The sequence below is a fragment of the Serratia sp. ID 25-353 genome, assembly GCF_054792795.1.
Map to the genome: position 1 here is coordinate 2,506,429 of NZ_CM139236.1, position 20,355 is coordinate 2,526,783.

Annotated in this window: 28 protein-coding genes; 8 read left to right on the top strand and 20 right to left on the bottom strand. The window is 49.7% G+C overall.

All coding sequences use genetic code 11. From position 1 onward, the window contains the following. The 5 genes from ACYF6X_RS12085 to ACYF6X_RS12105 all read right to left on the bottom strand — a co-directional run bounded on the left by ACYF6X_RS12085 (position 1) and on the right by ACYF6X_RS12105 (position 3,517). Entirely contained in the window at positions 1–204 is a 204-nt protein-coding gene (locus ACYF6X_RS12085) for a tail protein X (protein WP_015379118.1), read from the bottom strand. Further along, positions 204–692, bottom strand: coding sequence for a head completion/stabilization protein (locus tag ACYF6X_RS12090; protein WP_023447568.1), 489 nt, complete (start codon positions 690–692; stop codon positions 204–206). Before ACYF6X_RS12090 ends, ACYF6X_RS12085 begins: the two co-directional genes overlap by 1 nt. Before the next feature lie 93 nt (positions 693–785). Further along, complete coding sequence (locus ACYF6X_RS12095) at positions 786–1,445, bottom strand: phage terminase small subunit (protein ID WP_033649039.1); 660 nt, start codon at positions 1,443–1,445, stop codon at positions 786–788. A gap of 2 nt (positions 1,446–1,447) precedes the next feature. Continuing rightward, positions 1,448–2,659, bottom strand: coding sequence for a phage major capsid protein, P2 family (locus ACYF6X_RS12100; RefSeq protein ID WP_055312631.1), 1,212 nt, complete (start codon positions 2,657–2,659; stop codon positions 1,448–1,450). A gap of 42 nt (positions 2,660–2,701) precedes the next feature. Next, positions 2,702–3,517, bottom strand: a complete 816-nt coding sequence (locus tag ACYF6X_RS12105; protein WP_406880034.1) for a GPO family capsid scaffolding protein — start codon at positions 3,515–3,517, stop codon at positions 2,702–2,704. Positions 3,518–3,659: 142 nt separating this feature from the next. Between ACYF6X_RS12105 and ACYF6X_RS12110 the strand changes: the two genes are divergently transcribed. Next, a complete protein-coding gene (locus tag ACYF6X_RS12110; RefSeq protein WP_086556862.1) occupies positions 3,660–5,432 on the top strand; it encodes a terminase ATPase subunit family protein in 1,773 nt (590 codons plus the stop codon). Then, the gene (locus ACYF6X_RS12115) at positions 5,432–6,457 is read left to right on the top strand and encodes a phage portal protein (RefSeq protein WP_406880033.1); all 1,026 of its coding nucleotides are present in this window, start codon (positions 5,432–5,434) and stop codon (positions 6,455–6,457) included. Before ACYF6X_RS12110 ends, ACYF6X_RS12115 begins: the two co-directional genes overlap by 1 nt. Positions 6,458–6,501: 44 nt before the next feature. Here the strand turns inward: ACYF6X_RS12115 and ACYF6X_RS12120 are convergent, their stop codons facing one another. The 12 genes from ACYF6X_RS12120 to ACYF6X_RS12175 form a co-directional block, all read right to left on the bottom strand. Then, complete coding sequence (locus ACYF6X_RS12120; RefSeq protein WP_042784082.1) at positions 6,502–7,974, bottom strand: P-loop ATPase, Sll1717 family; 1,473 nt, start codon at positions 7,972–7,974, stop codon at positions 6,502–6,504. Next, entirely contained in the window at positions 7,971–9,347 is a 1,377-nt protein-coding gene (locus ACYF6X_RS12125) for a KGGVGR-motif variant AAA ATPase (protein ID WP_346593388.1), read from the bottom strand. The genes ACYF6X_RS12120 and ACYF6X_RS12125 overlap by 4 nt, the downstream gene beginning before the upstream one ends. Next, positions 9,344–9,721, bottom strand: coding sequence for a hypothetical protein (locus tag ACYF6X_RS12130; RefSeq protein WP_346402087.1), 378 nt, complete (start codon positions 9,719–9,721; stop codon positions 9,344–9,346). The genes ACYF6X_RS12125 and ACYF6X_RS12130 overlap by 4 nt, the downstream gene beginning before the upstream one ends. 256 nt (positions 9,722–9,977) lie before the next feature. Next, the gene (locus ACYF6X_RS12135) at positions 9,978–10,175 is read right to left on the bottom strand and encodes a hypothetical protein (protein ID WP_154640637.1); all 198 of its coding nucleotides are present in this window, start codon (positions 10,173–10,175) and stop codon (positions 9,978–9,980) included. A gap of 47 nt (positions 10,176–10,222) precedes the next feature. Further along, positions 10,223–10,405: a hypothetical protein gene (locus tag ACYF6X_RS12140; RefSeq protein ID WP_230203786.1), complete on the bottom strand. Its 183-nt coding sequence runs from the start codon at positions 10,403–10,405 to the stop codon at positions 10,223–10,225. Between the two features lie 80 nt (positions 10,406–10,485). Beyond that, positions 10,486–12,702 (bottom strand): replication endonuclease, encoded by a 2,217-nt coding sequence (locus ACYF6X_RS12145; protein WP_406880032.1) that lies wholly within the window; start codon positions 12,700–12,702, stop codon positions 10,486–10,488. Continuing rightward, positions 12,699–12,980, bottom strand: a complete 282-nt coding sequence (locus tag ACYF6X_RS12150) for a DUF5405 family protein (protein ID WP_308324817.1) — start codon at positions 12,978–12,980, stop codon at positions 12,699–12,701. Before ACYF6X_RS12150 ends, ACYF6X_RS12145 begins: the two co-directional genes overlap by 4 nt. A gap of 9 nt (positions 12,981–12,989) precedes the next feature. Further along, entirely contained in the window at positions 12,990–13,163 is a 174-nt protein-coding gene (locus ACYF6X_RS12155; RefSeq protein WP_308325106.1) for a hypothetical protein, read from the bottom strand. Then, the gene (locus ACYF6X_RS12160; RefSeq protein ID WP_308324816.1) at positions 13,103–13,327 is read right to left on the bottom strand and encodes a TraR/DksA C4-type zinc finger protein; all 225 of its coding nucleotides are present in this window, start codon (positions 13,325–13,327) and stop codon (positions 13,103–13,105) included. Before ACYF6X_RS12160 ends, ACYF6X_RS12155 begins: the two co-directional genes overlap by 61 nt. Next, positions 13,327–13,620, bottom strand: coding sequence for a DUF2732 family protein (locus ACYF6X_RS12165; protein ID WP_308324815.1), 294 nt, complete (start codon positions 13,618–13,620; stop codon positions 13,327–13,329). Before ACYF6X_RS12165 ends, ACYF6X_RS12160 begins: the two co-directional genes overlap by 1 nt. A gap of 64 nt (positions 13,621–13,684) precedes the next feature. Beyond that, complete coding sequence (locus tag ACYF6X_RS12170; protein WP_308324814.1) at positions 13,685–13,987, bottom strand: hypothetical protein; 303 nt, start codon at positions 13,985–13,987, stop codon at positions 13,685–13,687. Positions 13,988–13,998: 11 nt separating this feature from the next. Then, the gene (locus tag ACYF6X_RS12175) at positions 13,999–14,178 is read right to left on the bottom strand and encodes a phage filamentation protein Fil family protein (RefSeq protein ID WP_351006012.1); all 180 of its coding nucleotides are present in this window, start codon (positions 14,176–14,178) and stop codon (positions 13,999–14,001) included. A 146-nt stretch (positions 14,179–14,324) separates the two neighbouring features. Here ACYF6X_RS12175 and ACYF6X_RS12180 point away from each other — a divergent pair, with 146 nt between their 5' ends. Further along, a complete protein-coding gene (locus ACYF6X_RS12180; RefSeq protein ID WP_406880031.1) occupies positions 14,325–14,513 on the top strand; it encodes a hypothetical protein in 189 nt (62 codons plus the stop codon). Between the two features lie 31 nt (positions 14,514–14,544). On the opposite strand, the gene ACYF6X_RS12185 is transcribed toward ACYF6X_RS12180, so the two are convergent. Genes ACYF6X_RS12185 through ACYF6X_RS12195 form a run of 3 tightly spaced genes read right to left on the bottom strand, consistent with a single transcriptional unit; the run spans position 14,545 to position 15,529 of the window. Beyond that, positions 14,545–14,742, bottom strand: coding sequence for a hypothetical protein (locus tag ACYF6X_RS12185; RefSeq protein WP_308324811.1), 198 nt, complete (start codon positions 14,740–14,742; stop codon positions 14,545–14,547). Between the two features lie 17 nt (positions 14,743–14,759). Beyond that, positions 14,760–15,269: a phage regulatory CII family protein gene (locus tag ACYF6X_RS12190; RefSeq protein WP_308324810.1), complete on the bottom strand. Its 510-nt coding sequence runs from the start codon at positions 15,267–15,269 to the stop codon at positions 14,760–14,762. 29 nt (positions 15,270–15,298) lie between these two features. Continuing rightward, complete coding sequence (locus tag ACYF6X_RS12195) at positions 15,299–15,529, bottom strand: MerR family transcriptional regulator (protein WP_102984952.1); 231 nt, start codon at positions 15,527–15,529, stop codon at positions 15,299–15,301. A gap of 114 nt (positions 15,530–15,643) precedes the next feature. Here ACYF6X_RS12195 and ACYF6X_RS12200 point away from each other — a divergent pair, with 114 nt between their 5' ends. From ACYF6X_RS12200 to sigJ, 5 genes are all read left to right on the top strand, one after another. Further along, a complete protein-coding gene (locus ACYF6X_RS12200) occupies positions 15,644–16,243 on the top strand; it encodes a phage repressor protein CI (RefSeq protein ID WP_308324809.1) in 600 nt (199 codons plus the stop codon). Positions 16,244–16,297: 54 nt separating this feature from the next. Next, the gene (locus tag ACYF6X_RS12205; protein ID WP_406880030.1) at positions 16,298–17,635 is read left to right on the top strand and encodes a KAP family P-loop NTPase fold protein; all 1,338 of its coding nucleotides are present in this window, start codon (positions 16,298–16,300) and stop codon (positions 17,633–17,635) included. 109 nt (positions 17,636–17,744) lie between these two features. Next, a complete protein-coding gene (locus ACYF6X_RS12210) occupies positions 17,745–18,779 on the top strand; it encodes a phage integrase (RefSeq protein WP_406880029.1) in 1,035 nt (344 codons plus the stop codon). A 231-nt stretch (positions 18,780–19,010) separates the two neighbouring features. Next, positions 19,011–19,451 (top strand): carboxymuconolactone decarboxylase family protein, encoded by a 441-nt coding sequence (locus ACYF6X_RS12215; RefSeq protein ID WP_130017510.1) that lies wholly within the window; start codon positions 19,011–19,013, stop codon positions 19,449–19,451. A 1-nt stretch (position 19,452) separates the two neighbouring features. Then, positions 19,453–20,349, top strand: a complete 897-nt coding sequence (gene sigJ, locus ACYF6X_RS12220) for an RNA polymerase sigma factor SigJ (RefSeq protein ID WP_130017509.1) — start codon at positions 19,453–19,455, stop codon at positions 20,347–20,349. The last annotated feature ends 6 nt before the right edge of the window (positions 20,350–20,355 follow it).

Consider the following 20,355-nt stretch of genomic DNA (forward strand, 5'->3'; position numbering starts at 1 on the left):
TTAATCCCATAAATTGACGGTTTCACGCTGCGGTGCGGCGGTCACGTCCGGCAGCTCAACCGGGTGGCCGTGGGGCAAAATCGCCCCGGCAGCGGCCAGCCCTTCATTTAGCGAATAGACCTGCTCAACCACGCCCTGCGTGCGCCCGTAGTAGCGCCAACAAATCGCGTCAACGGTGTCGCCCTGCAGGGCGTAGACTCTCATCAGAGCAGCCCGATGATGCAGTGGCTACGCTCGGCCACGTTACTGATCGCGTTGCGGGCATTGCGCCACAGCTCGCCGATCGAGGCTTCGACCACATCAGCCTTACGGCCGCCGGTGGCGGTGGTGTCGAAACTGCGGTATTGCTCCGAGAGCGTCGCCATGGTCATCGCGCTAACGGCGTTGCGGTATTCGCTCACCCGCACGCTTTCGCCGTCGAGCTGTTCGCCCGGCACATCCTCAAGCCGCTGATAGCCGTCGGCCATCTGGTCGCGGCGGAAAGTGAACAGCTCGGCGTTGACCTCCGCGATCGCGCTTTTAATTGCCAGCCGCAGGCGCGGGGCGGTGATGGTGCCTTCAATGCGCATCACGTCGCGCACGTCCGCCGGGTCAATGTCCGGCCAGAAAAAGACGTTTTTAACGATCGGCTCATCCTCCGGGCGCGGTGCTGGCGCGTCCGGGCGTGGCCGCTTAATCACAACGGTGCTCATATGACCTCAGAAAGTTAGGGGGCGGTGGACGACGGCGTTGACGAGGTGAAACCTGTCGCGGCCGTCGTGCCGCCCGGCGCGGGGCGCGTTCTGTCAGCGGCTGGCGGCGGTGCGTATTGCCCGCTCCAGCCGTTCAATGTCTTTTTTCACGCCGCAGCCGTTATGCAACTGCAGCGCACGCTTAAGGTGGTTCAATGCCAGTTCAGCCCTGCCCGCCGCGCGCAAGACGTACCCGGTGATTTTGTGCAGCTTGGCGCGCACTTGGTCGGGCATGTCTTCTGCGTCGGTGAGTTCCATCGTCTGCGTGAGGTGGTCAATGTTGACCGGCTCCCCGGCCTCAAAGGCGCGGGTGGCAGACTCGGCGACGTCTTCTGCGATGAGGTATGGCGTGGAGCGCGCGAAATTGCCCGGCGGCGCCAACTGGTAGCGCAGCGCATAGCGGGCGATGTCCAGCGCGCCGGGAATGTCCCCGGCATCCAGACGCCAGATCATGACCGTCATCAGAATGGCGTCCTGCGCGCCGCGACCTTCGGCCAGCACACCGGCAACCCAGGGGGCATAGTCCGGCAGCAGTTGGCGCTTGAGTTCGGCCTTACGCTCTTGTGAGCGCACCTGTTTGAGCTTTCGCTTATCTTCATTGAGTTTAAGCATCATCCGTTCATAGCCGTTGGCGTGGCGCAGCGGGTCATTCTCCCGCTGCGCGGCCTCGACCGCTGACTGGCGCATAAGGTGACGGCGGGCAGGGCTGGTCATGGTTATTTACCACCTTTCGCTTTGTCGTCTGCCGGTGCTTCCTCCGGGTCTTTCACGTCGGCGACTGGCTCCGCTGGGGCGGTGGCAACCTTCACCGCTTCAACAATGGCACCGGCCAGCGCCTTAATGTCATCGCCGGAGGTCGGCAGTGCGGCCTTGGTTTTTGGCTCGGTCGGCTTGACGGCCAACAGCTCGATGTTCTCCACCAGACAACCGCAGGCGTAATCCTCAACCACATAGTCCTCGTTGATGGACTCATAGTTTTCGATGCGATCGCGTTTGGCGTTCTCCACCATATGGCGGCGGTGTGTGTCTTCCTGCCAGTAGATCGACAGATTATCCATGCGCGTAATCAGCAACGCATCCGCCGGGAAGTACGGCACGCGCACAGCGGGCAGGTTGCCGATGCGCTTCTGGCTGATAATCAGATCGGCGGCCAGCGCTTCGGTGTTGGGCTGTTCCTGATTAACCAGCGGGAAATACTTGTCGGCCAGCAACTGACGACCGCAGATTACTACCAGCTCCGGATCTTCCTGATACCATGGTGCAATCAGGGTATTAGTGGCATCCATCACCAGCGCGTCGAGGTTGGCGTAATCGCCACCGGCACCCACGCGGATGTTTTCAGACACCACGCTGCCGTCCATACCCACGATTTTATTCATCACGCGGCCCGGCGCGTTCTCGCGGTACTTCTGCAACCAGCCCGGCGCAATGTCCTGCAGCAGCGGGAACTTGACGCGGTTGGAGGTTTTGGCGCGGTGCGTACCGTTAAAGCCGATCATGATGCGGTCGAGCGCCTGACGTTTCACAATCGCATCGCGTAAGCGGGTCTGGAAATCCTGATAACGCGCCCACAGGTCGAGGGTGTTGTAGCGGATGTGGAAATCGTAGTTCACCTGCTGGCAGAAATAGTCATCGCTGTCCAGCGTGGCAAAGTCGGCCGTTTCGCGTTCATCGCCGCCGGCGGTGTCGGTGGTGCTGGCGATGGAGCCGCTCACACCTAAACCGACTTTCTCTCCCTTCATTTCCTTAACCGGCAGGATATTAATACGGGTCAGGAACGTGGAGGAATCCTGTACGCGGGTCATGATGGTTTGCGTGACGGACGGCTCAACGCTGAATTTTTTATCCAGATCGCCGGTTGCTACGCCATTCAGTTCGGCGAGGCGAGACATAAACGCATTAAATTTAAAACGAGTTTGCTTGCGCATTTTTCTTCCTGTTTTTGTTCGGTTTTATCGGGTGTAACTGCCTTAGCAATCGGTCAGCACGTCTTGTGCGCTGTTGCCGCCGGTGGCCTCCGGGCGCGCCTGCTGGCTGAAATCTTCCGAGGTGGAAAGCTGGGCTTGCAGCGCGCTGAACGCATCGCTGCCGGTTTTTACCTGTTGCTTGAGGTCGGCAACCTGCTCACTCAATACGGCTAACGTCTCGGTAAAGCGGGTGTCCGCTTCCTGTAACAGCTCGGCCACGGTCATCACGGCGCCTTCCATCTCACCAAAGCGCACATCATCGGTGGCCTGCTTGCGGCTAAACATCGCTTTGATGCGGGCAGAGAATGAGGTTTCCGGGTCAGCGACCGGCTCAAAATCGAAATGGACTTCCAGCGGCGCGGAGAACTCGACGTTCTCGTGGCGGCGGCTGAACTCCAGCATGTCAGTGCCGAGGCTCGCCGGGTCATCGGTGACGGCCAACCCGACCAGATACGACTTGCCGGTCTTGGCGAAATCGCGGCGGATCTCCATCGAGGTGAAAACCTTTTGGCCCGCGCCGACCATCGACACCAGATCGGCGGTCGGGGCCAGACTGGCGTACAGCGCCCACTTGCCGTGCAACAGCGGTTCGTCCGGCTCGTCGATTTTTTCGGCCTTCAGCTCAACCACGCCGCCGTAACGACGAAAATAGCCATCCGGCAAAATCCCCTTGATGTGCTCCATGTTGATACGGGCGCCGTACACCTTCGGGCTGTAGGTCGCCGCCATCTGCTGAATATCCGCAGCGCCGATCTCGCGGCCGTCAACGGTGTCGCCTTCAACGCCGATGCGGAAAAACTTAGTAACTTTCTTTGCCATGTAAACGGCTCCGGTTGTGGTGATTGGGTTCGGGGCTAGTTTCGGGGGAATGGCGCCGCGTCTCAACGCGTTGCGGTTGGAAGATCTGAGGCACAACAAGGGCTTAATGCGAGTCGCCCGGCGCTTTCGTAGCCTTGGCGGCATGAATACGACACAGGCAACAACCATCATCAGCGATCCGCGCCGCCAAGCTGCCTTGCTCTACTGGCAGGGCTTTTCTGTGCGCCAAATTGCGGAAACGCTGAACCTCAAGGGGCCGACCGTGCAGAGCTGGAAACTGCGCGATAAATGGGACGACATCGCGCCCATTTCCCGCGTGGAGCAAAGCATGGAAGCGCGGTTGATTCAGCTCATCATGAAAGACGTCAAGGAGGGGAAAGACTTCAAAGAAATCGACCTGTTAGGCCGCCAGATTGAACGGCTGGCGCGGGTCAATCGCTATTCGGCGACCGGCAACGAGGCGGACTTAAACCCGAACGTCGCCAACCGCAACAAAGGCGAGCGCAAGCCCGCCGAGCGCAACGTGTTCAGCGAGGCCGCCGTGGAGAAACTGCAAAGTATCTTCACGGAAACCACCTTCGAGTATCAAATGGGGTGGTATCGCGCCGGGCTGCAACACCGTATCCGCAACATCCTGAAATCGCGCCAGATCGGCGCCACGTTCTTCTTTGCCCGCGAGGCGTTGCTCGATGCGCTGACCACCGGCCGCAATCAGATTTTCCTGTCGGCCAGTAAGGCGCAGGCGCATGTGTTCCGCAACTACATCATTGATTTTGCGCGGCTGGTCGAGGTTGACCTGAAAGGCGATCCGATGGTGCTGCCGAACGGCGCCCGCCTGATGTTCCTCGGCACCAACGTGCGCACCGCGCAGAGCTACACCGGCAATCTGTATCTGGATGAGTATTTCTGGATACCGAAGTTTCAGGAGCTGCGCAAAGTCGCCAGCGGGATGTCGCTGCACAAGCGGTGGCGCACCACCTACTTTTCCACGCCGTCGAGTCTGGCGCACTCCGCTTATCCGTTCTGGTCTGGGGAACTGTTCAACAAAGGCCGCCGCAGCAAAGCCGATCACGTTCAGCTCGACCTCAGTCACAGCCACCTGTCAAAAGGCGTGCTGTGCGGCGATGGGCAATGGCGCCAGATTGTTACGGTTGAGGATGCGCTGACCGGCGGCTGTAACCTGTTCGACCTCGATCAGCTGTCGCTCGAATACAGCCCGGCTGAATATCAGAACCTGCTTATGTGTGAATTTGTGGACGATACCGCGTCGGTATTCCCGTTCGCCGAGCTGCAAGGCTGCATGGTCGATACGCTGGAAGAGTGGGAGGACTTCAACCCATACGCCGTGCGGCCGTTCGGTTATCGCCCGGTGTGGATCGGCTACGACCCATCGGAAGCCAACGGCGGCGACAGCGCCGGGTGCGCGGTGATCGCGCCGCCAATGGTGGCCGGGGGCAAGTTCCGCGTGCTCGAGCGCCACCAGTGGCAGGGCATGAACTTTGCCGCTCAGGCCCAGAAGATTAAAGACCTGACCGAAAAATATTGCGTGGAGTACATCGGCATCGATGCGACCACCGTCGGCCAAGGTGTTTTCCAGTTGGTGCGCGAGTTCTTCCCGGCCGCGCGGGAGATCAAATACACCCCGGAAATCAAAACCGCCATGGTGCTGAAGGCAAAAGACACCATCGGGCGCGGCTGTCTGGAATACGACACCAGCCACACCGACATCACCGCCGCCTTTATGGCGATCCGCAAAACCATGACCGCCAGCGGCGCGCGTTCCACCTACACCGCCAGCCGCAGCGAAGAAGCCAGCCACGCCGATGTCGCGTGGGCAATCATGCACGCCCTCTTGAACGAACCGCTGACCGCAGGCAGCGGCCACAGCAGCCCGAACATTTTGGAGTTTTACTGATGAGCAAGCGCAAAGGCCGCAAGGCATTTATCGCCCCGGCGCCAGCCCCGGCAGCAGAGCAGAAGCAGGATTTTGAGGCGTTTACCTTTGGCGAGCCGTCCGCGGTGCTGGATAAGCGGGAAATTCTGGATTACATCGAATGCACGACCAATGGCAAGTGGTACGAGCCGCCGATCTCATTCGACGGGCTGGCGCGCAGCGTGCGCGCCGCCGTGCATCACAGCTCGCCAATGTACGTTAAGCGCAATATTTTAGCGTCAACGTTTATCCCACACCGGCTGTTAAGTCAGCAGGAGTTTAGCCGCTATGCGCTGGATTATCTGGTATTTGGAAACGCTTTTTTAGAGGTCAGGAAAAATCGACTCGGAGAACCACTGCGCCTGCAGTGCTCACCGGCAAAATACACCCGCCGGGGTGTTGAACCTGATACGTATTGGTTTGTGCATGACTGGAAAGAGCCACACCAATTTGCGCCGGGAAGCGTGTTTCAACTAATTGAACCGGACATTAATCAGGAACTTTATGGCCTGCCGGAATACCTTAGTGCGTTGAACTCTGCGTGGTTGAATGAAGCGGCAACACTATTTCGCCGTAAATACTATCAAAACGGCGCGCACGCTGGATACATACTGTATATGACCGATGCTGCGCAAAGTACCAGCGACGTCGACAGAATGCGCCAAGCGATGCGAGACACAAAGGGACTGGGGAACTTCCGGAATCTGTTTATGTACGCGCCGAACGGCAAGCCGGACGGCATAAAAATACTGCCTCTGAGTGAAGTCGCTACCAAAGATGATTTCTTCAATATTAAGAATGCAACGAGGGACGATCTGCTGAGTGCCCATCGGGTGCCACCTCAGATGATGGGGATTATTCCGAACAATACTGGCGGTTTTGGAGATGTTGAGAAGGCTAGTCAGGTGTTTGTGCGGAACGAATTGATACCACTACAAGAAAGAATGCAAGCAATAAACTCGCATTTCAATTGCAATGTGATTAATTTTAAAAAATATATACTATAAAATCATTTTAAAATTAAGGCTGCAACAATAGCAGCCTTACCAAATTATTTTGCGGTTGGTGTTATACCGCCTTTTTTCAACATCTTAGCTGCAACCCTGAATAAATCAGGGATATCAAAGCGGCCATCAGCTCTAATTTCAAACAAGCCAATCTTAGCCATTGAGTCGGCTAAGGCTGATAATTTCGCCTCACCCTTCAACTTCTTGTAGAGGGGATAGGGGTATGGTGGCAAGAAACCACCACTATCAGACTGGGAAGCATTCATAATAACTTCTATGGTATTACTATCTTCCCAACGGGAAAGTATATCCTCTTCCGTACATGGCACACGCAATCCGGCCAAAGGTGCCAAAGCCCTCTTAACCCATTGATATTCAACAACTAACTGTTCAACCCTTACTTTTGAAGCCTCACGTAAACCATGTCGAATGCCTTCCGCGGAGATCGCCCTATCTTGTAATAAGGAGCCAAACTTACCAGCTTCTGAAAATAGCTTCAAGAAGCTCCGAGGTGTAACATCCCCATTAGCGTCAGCCAAATGTTTATAAGGCCAATCATATGTTCCACCTTTTTTAAAGTTCTTCCCCATATAAGGGCCAGCAAGAGCAGTCATCATGTCTTTTTGAATTTTTTTATCACTAACAAGATTCCAATTTCTTCTTTGCTTATGGGGTAAAGGCTTAAATGGAGCACCTATCGACTTTGCAACTTTAAGAAATTCATCTGCATTTTTAGACTGATCATAACCTAAGCGAGAAAACAAAAGCCCATAAAGCTCGATCTGTGTCCACTCTAGTTCAACTCGAGAACTTCTCAATTTTGGTATTTCTACAAACTTTAAAGAATCATCATTGAATTGCTCAGGACGTATAAATATTTTTGCACGAATACGCTTTCTGATTCGCAAGTCCCATACAACTTCAAACAAAGAATCCAGTAATAAATTTGAACGACTCCAGTCTTTAGACAGCTTATCCAAGGCATCAAATGTTATTAAAACTGTCTTTTCATCCTCTTCAAGTTTATCATCAAGATCAGAAAGATATAGATCTGCATCTTCAGGATCTGAGTATCTCTTTATATAGTCAGATAATTTTTCTTTAAATTTAACGCCCTTTTCTTCAGCAATCATCCGATCGATCGCCATTATTATGGACGCTTGCCAAAATTCGTAAGATTTTTTACTCTCCTGTCCCTCAGGCACTAACTCCTGCAGTATTCTTGTCGATAAAAAACCATTATAGCCTTCCGCAACCAATAGCTTTTCAAGGCCTAAATTAGGATACGACTGAGCCGCAACATCTCGAGTATCCTTTTGCGCTAGTACACCAGCCCAAAAGCTCTTCCCTGTACCTCTAGCACCTACAACTATTGTCGTATAAGGATCTAAGGCATTAGCATGTTGCTGTGGCGCAAATATCTCATCTACTGTTGGTTTATACTCTCCACTAGCATCATGATCAGAAGGCAACGAAGCTAAGGCCTCTGATATTTTGGAGTAATTAATGGTATTCATATCTCCTCCCCCTCCAAAGACTCCTCTAGGATTGATCTCACCCTCTCCAAAAGAAGTTTAAATGTAACATCATAAAAATTACTTGTTAGTATATCCCTATTCGAAATAGGATCAAAATCACTGAACCTGCTATCATCTAAAATACTTATTATCGGATTAATAACATCAATCTCTTCGGTTATAAGCTCTACTGATTCAGTATCATCCCATTCTACTTCAAATGTGTCCTTAAGGGATGCCACATTAATATCAACATCAGCCTCTTTTTTTGAGAAATATGAAGCTATTTTAGCTTCCATTTTTTGGGCAAAAAGATCTCGTTTATCTTGTCCGTCAGAAGCTTTAGCCTGAACAAAATTAAATCTATTTAACCATGAGGGATCAATATTATTGAATATAGATAAATGTGAAAACAACAGATCATACCCAGCAAAAGTTTGAGGCTGATCCACACCGAAACAAAATATATTCGCCCCCAAGCCGACCATTGCAGACGCTGTCGTTTCATGCAAACCGGAACGAGCATCAATTAAAATAACATCATATCTAGTGGGATCAGAAAATTTATCTACCAAGATATCCATGTAATCAATGAAAGAGAAGTTATTACCAGCACAATCAGTTGTAGAAAGATAAGATCGAGCAATCTTCCCTAAGACATTTTCTGGATTATTGAATGAACTTTCACCAAGAGCAGGAATTACATCAACACGCCCCTTCCCTGATGAAATCCATGAAGAGCTGACCATATCAATATAACTAGAACCATTAACTTTACTGACATTTTTTTCAACAAAAAAGTCTAAAAGACCATATTTTGGCAAAGTTTTTTCAGTTAAAAGCATGTTGCCAAGCCCAGGAGCTTCTAAATCCATGTCTATTGCTAATACTCTTTTTCCTTCTTGGGCTAATGCACTAGCAACAACACACAAGGCTGTCGAACGCCCCACCCCCCCCTTAATACTTGAAAAAACAATTCTCACTGGATTGTTAGTTTCTTGTTTTGTTTTTTTCAACCAATCAGAACCTATTATTCGCCTTTCAAATAAAAACACATTCCCGCTATAAAAACTAGAGGACAAGGTTATTTTTGAAGCAATACCAATATCTTTTAACGACTCATCAAAGAGCTCATCAGGAGTAGAGAAGACAAAATCATTATCATCGACATAATCACCCAAATAATCTTTAGCTTTAGTTGAAAGTCGCGTTCTATTTTCCTTGTCAATTTTATCATCTAAAACAATTACGGAGAGTCGACCTTCCGCATCGCGCAAAAAATAATTATTCTCGAGGGCTGCAACGCCCAGCTCCTCACTTACAAACTTTGCAAAAATAGGCAGCGAGTCATCAAAATATATTTTCTTATTCATTTTCTTACTTTTAACCCCGCAGCAGAAATTAATCTAACTGTATCTCTAATCCAAGAATCTAGAACGGCCGAGTTAACTGTACCATCAACATAGTATCTATAATTAACATCCCACCCAGCTAAAATTGGATTGGAAAGAAGCTTAAAGACAGACATATGAGCTCTAGAATTCAATCTTTTTTTCGCAATATTAACAAAATCAGGAAAATGTCCTCGTGGTCTATCCATATCTGGAGAGATAGTGCTTATTTTATATTTTAAAGCGCATTCTGCAGCAAATCCGACAAGGTGCCCTGCATTATCAATTGAGCCACTACTCTTTAACTTTTCGGCATCTATATAATGCCTAATTGCAGCGCTGGCATAGTCTTCCATTTACCTACCTCTCTACGGCTGAATTTCAAGATCCACTTTTAAGAGTGATCGTCAAAGATACATAGTAATCGAACAAAAACAATCGATCTACCCAGTTTGCGCGCAATGCTATCCCCGCCTCGCCTGCCCGCTTCATGTGTCGCTTTTGATGCAGTTGCATGATCCGGTGCGATCCGCACCAGCACTGGAGCCGCATGGAGAAAGACAACACCGGATCATCATGCGATTTCATGCACTCAGTGCATGCATAGGCCTATTAGCAGAGAAACAGGTATGTGTTGTGCTGATAACGTCCCTCGTCAATCAGCCTGAACACGTGGCCGGACTGGTGCTTGATGTAGTAATTCGCCTCTTCAGGCGTTAGGTGTGTGCCGAGCCGGTTTGCGGCGTGAATGAAATCAACGGTTCTTATGCGGCGGCCCTTGCCGTTCTCGTTGAAGTTCAGCGCCTCCATAAACGCCCCGGCTAAGTTTAAATCTTGTCTCATACGTCACCTATGGATTAAGAGATCGCGGCAAGCTGCCTGATCACCTCTACTTTTTCGGGGGTAATGCTAGTTTTCATCTCCCCCGCCAGTTCTGAAATCCATATCAGTGCAATGTCTTTGTCTTTCGCTTGGCTCTCATAACAAACCCCCAGACGGGCGATGAGTTCAATTCTTTCTAAAACAACCACTTCATCCACTGCTTGCACCCTTTCCCTCCGATGCCTAATTACTGTATGCATATACAGTATATGCCTATCAGATTTATGTGCGCAAGACATTATTGGAAGCTAGTCCAATCGTTAACCGCTGGATAGTACATTGAAATATCACCAAATTTGACTTTAGCGCCGCGCGCTAGCACCTCGAGTTCCCATCGCGTCGGCTCGATGCCATGGAGTGCCAGTTCTGAATAAATTCTGGTTACGCGATCGCGCTCGACAGTGGTCAATCTGGCCGATGCAGCAGGCTCTATGCGCTTATATGGGTCAATTCCTCTTTGCTGCCTGTTTATATGCGGGGCATTTGCCCGTAAACGCGTCATAACAGACCGTGCAACGGTCATGTCATCCCAGTCAATTGGGGTGTCTGGATGGTGTTCCATCACCGCCACGGACTCTACAGGCTCCCCATCCTGCGTATTTTCGGCGCCATCGCTGCCGACCAACCCACAGTTATTGACAGGACTCCGAGGCGCGCCGGAGGCGCTTTTCAAAGTCAAAGGCTCAACGGCAACGGCTTTAGCGACGATGCGCCATTGCGTGGTGCGGGTTTCATAAACGCGATCGGCGCCGATATGCGGGGCAAAAATCCCCGCGATTTTCTGCACTTCTTCGTCATAGGCGTTGCGCTCGTCGGCAACCCGGCGAGCTACACGCACAGTCTGATCGTCACGGGCAACGTTAGGGCCGCCCTGAGCCAGAATGTAAGCGGCAAAGTCACCGGCATCAGCAGCAGCGCGCACCGCCTCAACGGTTTCGTCAAACTCATCGGCCAGACTGACAAAGCGGATCTTGCGACACTCACGCCATGCCCCGCGCGACGGCAAGCCGATAAAGTGAAATTGAGGGATACGCCACGTTGACGCCCACGCGGTGACGGCGGCGGCCGTATCAGTCAACAGCTCGCCGGTTTCATGATCGCGTTCACCTTCCAGCGCGTAGCCGTCGATATTTTTTGCAATGTATTTAGCGATATAGCCTGCCGCACCACCTTTGTTCAGATGCTTACAGTCAAAACGGTTTTTGGCGGCGCCACGCTCGTCGCCATCTTCAGCCATGGCATAACGGCGCATGATATCGATCACCTGCTGGCGCTGTTTTTTGGAGGTAAACAGCATCATATGCCAGTGCGGCGTCGCATCATGGTGTGGTTCGACAACGCGCACACCGTAGACCTGAAGGCCCGCATCTTTAAACGCTGTGCGGATCTTGCTAAACAGCTTCACAAGATAGCGCTGGCCGTCTTTTGGCGTGTACGCCTCTTCATCCCATTTGTGATTAAAATGCACCTTCTGGCTGTTTTTGCCGACGGCGCGCGTCGGGTGATACTTGGATGGGGTGGTGAGGGTGATAAACATCCCTTTATCGCCACGGATAGCGGCGGCCTGCTCAACACCGGCAATCATCGTCATTAACTCCTTGCGACGGATTTCCGGGTTAGAGATGCTTGCCATCACCTTGTCGATGAGGCTGAAGCGTTCACCTGTTTCGACGTTCTCAAGCTCGCGGCTGTTCAGATAATCAAAATTGGACTGTCGGCGCGCTTTCACATCGCGGATTGCCTGCCGACTGGCGTAGGACGACGCCCCACGGTTCACATTGCCGACGGCGATCAACAACGCCTCGCGCCATTGCGTGCGCTGGGCTTTCAACTGGCGCTCCCACCACTCGGAATTAACCAACCGTGACAGACTGGCAATCGCTGACCGGGCATCCACTTTGCCTTTGCGGTATTTGCGCCAGTGCATCGGGGTGATGTTGAAGGCGCGCGCCATACCGGCAATGCGGCCATAAAATTCTGATTGGGTGGCATCTTCGAAAAGCCCGGCATTGTCGCCGCAGTTCTCCGCCACAAACTCATCGCAGTAATCTGCGTAATTCTGCAGAAGTTGACCGGCCACCCGATCGGCAAGGCGGCGTAACTCTTTGTCATCCATGCCGGGCAGAGCTGCGTAGTTATCGACTTCAGCAGAAAACCGCATTGACGCGGCAAGGTTCATCGCGTTCTTGGCGCTCACCGTTTGCAGGCGCGGCCAGATGCGGCGATCGAACTGGAATACCAGCCATTTGTTGGCGTCGTGTAGCCCTTTGCTCTTGAGCAAGTTGGTGTAACGCGTCAGGAACATGGCGCTGAGGAAGCGCGGCAAGCGGCGGATATTGGTTAAAACAGCTTGCCCCTGAGCGAGTTCCTCACGGGTAAGCGGTCTTACCGGCCCGGCAACAGCCGGGCGCGGTTCGTTCCATGGGTAAGCGTAGGCGTTAGCCGCTTGGCTCATTGAACTTTCGCCGCCTCACATGCAGCAAAAGCCTCTTGGCACAAATTGCCAATGCGGCCTATCTCCGCGCCCAGTGATGCAATGCTATTAACACTGGAATTACGGACGCTGTGACGAATAAGGCCATTTACAAGCTGGTTAATCGTCGGGTAATAGCCAATAGCCTCGTAACGTTCTTGGCCTTCACTTTTTCCTGATTTCCCCACCTTCACCGTATTAAGAATGAATTGCAAGTTATCGCTGGTGATAACAAACTCAGAGCCGATTTTAATTTCCATGTTATTTCCTTAATCGTAATTTAGGTTTTCTGGCCTCCGTGCAAATTCTGAATCACTCAAATCAGCCGCAATAAAATGACCTGCCAGCAACGCCAGCAGGCCGAACAAAATCGAGAACTCCGTCATGCCTTCCCCGCGTATAGGTGACTTTGCGTCTCGCGGATCTGCTGACAGCTTACGCATGTATCAACGCCGGGAACGGCAGCGCGGCGTGCGGCAGGAATCGGAGCGTCACATTCTTTGCAAACGAAAGCAGAAGGCAGCGCGGAGGATTTGCGAGCATTGGTAATCTGCGCCTCCAATACCAGCGCTTGCCGCTCCTGTTCGTAGTCCATCAAGTCGGCCATTAGTGCAGCTCCTGCACTTGATGCTCGATGGCTTCAGCCTCTTGGCGCAACAGCTCCACAGCCTCGACCGCTGTTAACCCCTCTTGGGTGATGTGGGCCGCCAGCCGAACCAAACGCGCAGCGGCTACCTGAGATTGGTTTTTTCGTTCATCAATACGCGCGCTATCTAACAAATCTTGAAACTCATTCGTTAAAGCAGAAACCGCGCGGCAAGTGCCAGCGACAACACCACGCTGAAAGGCGTTATTTGCCGAGCTGGTTAAACTTGGAGTAAGAAGCAAATATTCTTTCATCGTAAATTCCTTATTTCAGACAAAGCGATGCCCGACGGGTTAACGCCAGAATTACGCAATGCGGTTAATTAACGTTTAATTCGCAATCATCATCACTGATAAATCGTGGTAAGGTTTTTGATAAATCAATCAGGTCATTCAGCGCCCACACGATTTGTTTACGTTCTGAATAACTCATTTCTGCAAACTTCATTTTTATGTGCCGCTCTTTCAGCCCGGCATGAAAACAAACAGTTCTGCGGATATGTTCCGGCGACTTATCAAAAGCCTCTTGCGCCTGATTCCGCTTATGCAGGAACAGCTCACGCTTAATCTGTGAAATGCGCTTAATGCCGATCGCTTTTTGTGTTTCAGTAGCCAACAACATGACAGCACCAATTAACGGCAAAACAAACGGCGCAGGGGTGAAACAGGCTTAGCCGTTGACAGGCCACGCAGTAAGGCCGACTGATCGTGACATGGGCGCCAGCGCTTGCCGCCCTGCAGTTCAATAAAACCGTGTTCAAAATGCCTCGATGGGCTTTGTTGCTTCAATAGCGGGGCTATAGACATTGGCATATATTTTCCCTCCTAATTAATCCATTCGCAACAGTCCACAATATAGGCAGTTGAGAATGAAAACCGGGTTTTAGCCATGCCCGGTACATGTTTGCTGTGGTAGGATCGAATCGCCAAAAACAACCAACCAACAACGGAGTTATTTCATGCTAGATAGTGATATCAATACTATTAAATCTTTACTTTCCGAATTAAATAGAATGCTCGACGAAATTGAGGAACCAATTAAGAACAGCTCACACGCTGAAGAGCTGAAAAAGTTACATATGGATCTGGGTGCCAAGTTGAATGAAAAAATGCCCGTAACCCATAAATCTATTCTCGAGTTTTTCTGAATACTATCCACGAGGTCTGAAAATGGCCTCCCTATTTTATTTCACCTAGACATATAAAAGCATCGATCACTTGCTTAATCTCCTCCATTGGGACTCCTTTCAACCCCATTTTTTTAACTTCTTTGCCTAAAGATTTTTGCATTACTCTTAAGAGGCGAGTGCGCTGTTTTGCAGTTGTAATTTGCCCTTTAAGTGCCGCCTCAATACAATTCTTTTTAACTTCCCGCATGCCCTCTCCTTTCGTTATCAAGCCAATCCAGCCACGGCACCCAAGCCACCGAGAACATCTACGGTTGTGGCCAAAGCCGGATTGGATTGAATGCGATTTTGAACAGTCAGGCCGATTAGAGACAAATGGCGAATCGCAGTGTTAACGCTATCGAGTAGAGCGGATTTACGAGATGCCGTTTTGTGATCGCCTTCTACCGCCGCCGCCGCAACTGAACCTACTGCCGCTGTCGCTTTCAACGCGTATGTAGATATGTTGCCAGCACATGCCCCATTAACTGGCACTGAAGGTAAACAGTTCAACTGTGCCAGCAAGGCATCTACTAAGCTGGAATCTTCTGTTGCATCAGCGATTGCCAACAATTCGGTGCAACTCAGCTGATGCGGTTGTTCTGGGTTCAGCTTGTTACGGAGCATCTGCGGCTTCATTCCAATCTGTTCAGCAACGCGCACAAGGTTTTGCCGAAGAGCAAACTGGCGACACGCCATCTCAAAATGTGGATGTTTTGAAACTTCAAAATCAAACATTCCTCTCCCCTTTTGCGTCTGGCAACATCTCAAACCGTTAGCGAAAATTCACATTCCGAGAGTGCATTAAGCGTAAGCTTCACCATATTGATAAGGACTTTCTCTCGTTTTGCACCAGTTCCCAAACGGTGACGGTATGAAGACAAACGCCCATCAGCGAGCATGTCATCAACAGTATTCTTAGATAACCCTGTGAGTTCACAGTATTTTTCTATGGTTACGTGCGGCGTAGGAACCGTGATTGAAATGTTTTTACGCATAGTGCAAGATCCTCCGATGACCTGTGGCGGGTCGCGTTAAGTGGTGATAAACGGTAACAAGGGTGTTCCCTTCCAAATTGGAAGTGAATTTAATGCCACAAAATGACAATGTCAATGCAAAAATTGGCAAAATGGAAGTTTATGGAATTCAATCAAGACGCAAAAGCTGCTATCGAAAGGATGGTAAAGGCCTACGGAGTCAAGACTAAACTAGCTTTGTGTGAAGCCTTAGGCATCACGGCTAGCGCCCTTGCGAACAGACAAAACCGCAACGCTTTTCCTGCAGAGTATGTTTTGAAATGTGCTTTAGATACGGGGGCGTCTGTACGTTGGTTAACATATGGTCATGGTGATATGTTTGATCAAACAGTGGTTTCAGCCCCGAACGCACTGGCTGTCCCTTGCAAAATCCTTGTTGCCAGAAAGTTAGTCGATGGGGAGACTCTCTTGTTGGATAAAAGTTTTTTACCTAAAGACATCAAAGGACCGATTGTAATTATTGATGGCGTTATTCAATACATAGCAACTCATTCCTACGACGAAATTTATGATGGTGCCTGGCTTATTAATGTGGATGGCAATATAAGCATTCGGGAGATTGTACGAACGCCTGGAAACAAAGTTAATGTATCAGATCATAAGACTTCTTTTAGTTGTCCATTAGAGGAGTTGAATGTTATTGCTAAAATTTTGACCATCTGCACTCCAGCATAATAACTTTCATATCAAAAACGCAGTCTATATTAATCAAAAAATCATAAAGGAATAGTGGAAGTGGACAAAGATATAATTGATATGACATTCGATGATAGAGACGAGTACAAAAGAAAAAGCATAGCTCAAAAAATAGTAAAACTTGTTATTTCGGACATAGACACCTCTCCTATGATTATTGACGGTGGATGGGGAACAGGAAAAACTGAGTTTTGCCATAAGTTAATCAATCTATTCAAAAAAGAGGTCGATGATTTCAAAGTTGTATACGTCAACGCATTTAATGAAGACCATACCGACTCACCAATAACAACTGTTTTAGCAGCAATAGCAACAGCGATTCCAGAAAAAATCAGGCCATCGCTAATTAAAAGTGCATTACCAGTTGTTAGGTTTGGGTTAAAAACAACCTTAAACGCCGGAGCCAGCTGGTTAATAAGAAAAAATTCTGACGAATTTGCAGAAGAACTCAAAGAGGCAATTAAAAAAAGCAGTCGCGCAGCAATTGATGGTGCCGTTAATGCTTTGCTTGAAGATCATATTGACTCTAAAAAGCACATCGACACTCTGAAAATAAAACTAAAAGACATAGCCAAAACAACGCCGATTGTAGTGTGTATCGACGAGTTAGATAGATGCAAACCAAGCTTTGCCATATCGATCATTGAGAATATAAAACATGTTTTCGATGTGGATAACTTACATTTCATTTTAATTTCTAATACTCAACAACTTCGGGCATCGATACACCATACATATGGTAACTCCGTAGATGCAAATCGATATTTAGATAAATTCATCCGGTATTCCCTAACACTTCCTGAATATTTTAAGGAGCATAGCGAAAAAGACACGCGAGCATCCTCAAGACATTGGGAAAACATCTGCTCAACAAAATTAAATTTAATCAATGAAAATGCAATAAAATCCATAAGCAATATTATTAACATGCGAGATATTTCGCTACGCGAAGTTGAAACATTTGCAAGGCACATTGAAATATATCAGACGCTATCTCTAAAGCCAATAGATAAAAATACAACATTAGGTCGTCAATTATTATATTTAATTGGTGTGTTTATTTTTTGTTTTGATGGTGAAAGTGCAAAAAAAATCACATCGAAAATCTTCACCGAAGATACAATAATCAACTCATTGAGATTAAGTCGCATACCTTACAATATAAATCGATACCCACCACATATATTCATCATACTATATGCAATACAACATGATTATCATAAAAGAAAAGATACAAGCTTCACATTGAATGACTCTAAGGTAGTAGAGTGGAATGGATATGTGGATTCAATTTTTCACAACGGAAACGATAGGCCTGAAGATGTATGTGAGCTAGTTATACAAACGATTGAAACTCTTGAGATGAAATAAATATACCTTACAGATCAACCATAAACTATCGTTTTTTTCTATTATAATAAAACATTGACTACTGGATTTACATCCAGTCAAATAAACCCCACTTCAAAGAGGGGTTATAATGGCAGTTCGAAAACAATCATCCGGTAAGTGGTTATGTGAGTGCTACCCTGCAGGCCGTGAAGGCCGCAGGGTACGTAAGCAGTTCGCAACCAAAGGTGAAGCCTTAGCGTTTGAACGCTTCACTATGGAGCAGGTAGACAATAAGCCGTGGTTAGGCGAAGCGATCGATCGCCGCAAGCTGAGCGATATCGCCAAACTTTGGTACAACCTACACGGACAATCCCTCACCGCTGGTGAACATACCTACAAAAAACTATGCCTTGTCATCGAAGCCCTAGGCGATCCCCCTGCTGCTACCTTCACAGCTAAAGACTTCGCGCATTATCGTGACAAGCGTCTGTCCGGTGAAATCTACTTTTCCGAAAAGTGGAAGAACGGTGCAGAACCAGTCACCGTTAATCTTGAACAAAGTTACCTAAGCGGCATGTTCAGCGAGCTAGCGCGGCTAGGCGAATGGAACCAGCCCAATCCGCTAGAGAACATGCGTAAGTTTACTGTCGCAGAAAAGGAAATGGCGTGGCTTACCCACGCACAAATCACGGAGCTATTAGCAGCCTGCAGCAAAGTAGATACTGATTTGCCGCTTGTGGTCGAGGTATGTCTCAGCACCGGCGCACGCTGGCGAGAAGCGGAAAACCTTACCCGGTCACAGATAACACCGCACAAGATCACCTTCATCCGTACCAAAGGCAAAAAGAACCGCAGCGTGCCGATCAGCAAAACACTGTATAAGAAGCTGGTAGCACGGGGTGAGGACAGACTTTTCAGCGAATGCTATTTCCGATTCATGGCCGCACTCGAAAACACCAGCATTCAATTGCCCAAAGGCCAGCTAACCCATGTGCTACGCCATACTTTTGCCGCGCACTTTATGATGTCGGGCGGCAACATTCTGGTGTTGCAACGTATCCTTGGCCATCATGATATTAAGATGACGATGCGCTATGCTCACCTTGCGCCGGAGCACCTCGAAACCGCCCTGCAATTCAACCCGCTAGCGACTATGTCAAGTGGCGACAAAGTGGCGGCATAGGTCGACAATCCCCGTATTTCCTCACCCTTCACCGACATGAAAACTCTTTAAAAAGCAATTAACTTATTGATTTTATTATTGTAGTGAGGAAATCGGGTTTTTTGTTGCCTGAAAAACGTATTACATCAACGGCCCACGGCCCCAAAATGCACATTTTTGCAGTGGTTCGGTCACACATCCCTCTTCTCATTCGTCATCTATATGTGTCAACCCGATAAATGAGGAGTTCTTATGACTACGTTAGTGAATACCGACCCTGTCAATCATGCGCAAACCATTGCCAACGTTTTTTCCGCGCTGCTGAAAGTGCATGGCGCTATCGATGTGCACAATCTGGAGCGCAAGATCTACCATCTCGTCCTCCTGCGTGCTTCGCAAATCAATGGCTGCGGTTACTGTGTCGAGATGCATACCAAAGAAGCGCGCGAAGACGGTGAAACCAACGCACGTCTGGACAGGCTGGTGGTATGGGAACACGTTGATGATTTCACGCCTCGCGAGCGCGCCGCATTTGCCTGGACAGAAGCGTTAACGCGGCTTGAACGCCATACCGAGTATGGCCCACTGCGCGCGGCATTGCGCGCGTACTATTCCGAGGAAGAAATCAGCGCGCTAACCGCAAATATCACTATGATAAATCTGTGGAATAGAATTCATATTTCCGGCCACTAATATGAAAAACGACAAGTATGCAGCACTGTTCGAATCGAGAAGACCGTTTCTGATCGGCCTCGCCTATCGTATTTTAGGTTCTCTGGCCGATGCGGAAGATGCCGTGCAAGATACCTATATCAAATGGTTACATGCGGATCGCCACAGCATTCTGAATCCTGCGGCCTGGCTGACCACCGTCTGCACTCGTCGTTGTCTTGACCTGCTGCGCGCCGCGCAGCAGGCTCGCGTCGATTATGTCGGTATTTGGCTACCAGAACCCATTCAAACCGCCGTAGCCAAAACGCCCGAGCAGACGTTGGAACTCGCATCGTCGCTGTCGACGGCCTTTATGCTGTTGCTCGAAAGACTCACTCCCCGCGAGCGCGCAGCCTATTTGCTGCATGACATCTTTGACTTGCCCTACGCGGATCTCGCCATGACATTAGGTGGGGAAGAAACGGCGTGTCGTAAACTGGTGTCACGCGCGCGCGAAAAAGTTGGCCGCCCAGAGGAGCGTAAAACCCAGCCCACAGAGCGGCAGGAGGCGTTGCTTATCGCTTTCAAAACGGCGGTGGAAACGGCAGATATCGAACCCCTTTCGACCCTGTTGTCCGAAGACGTTAAGCTCAGTGCGGACGGCGGCGGTAAAGTGCCCGCCAACCTGGCTGAACTCATCGGCAAACGTGACGTGCTCGAGTTTATCGGCGGTAAATTGCCAATGTTTTGGCAAACCTATGTCTGGCAACACGCGCTCATCAATGGCGTGCCAGGCGCCTTGCTATCCGAACAAGGCCGTATTACGGCGTCTGTCAGTCTCAGCTTGAATGCCGAAGGCCGACTGGCTCAGGTATTTATCGTGCGCAACCCAAGCAAACTTTCGCAACTCGACCGTCTGTGGACAATGCCTCTGCGGTAAGAACAC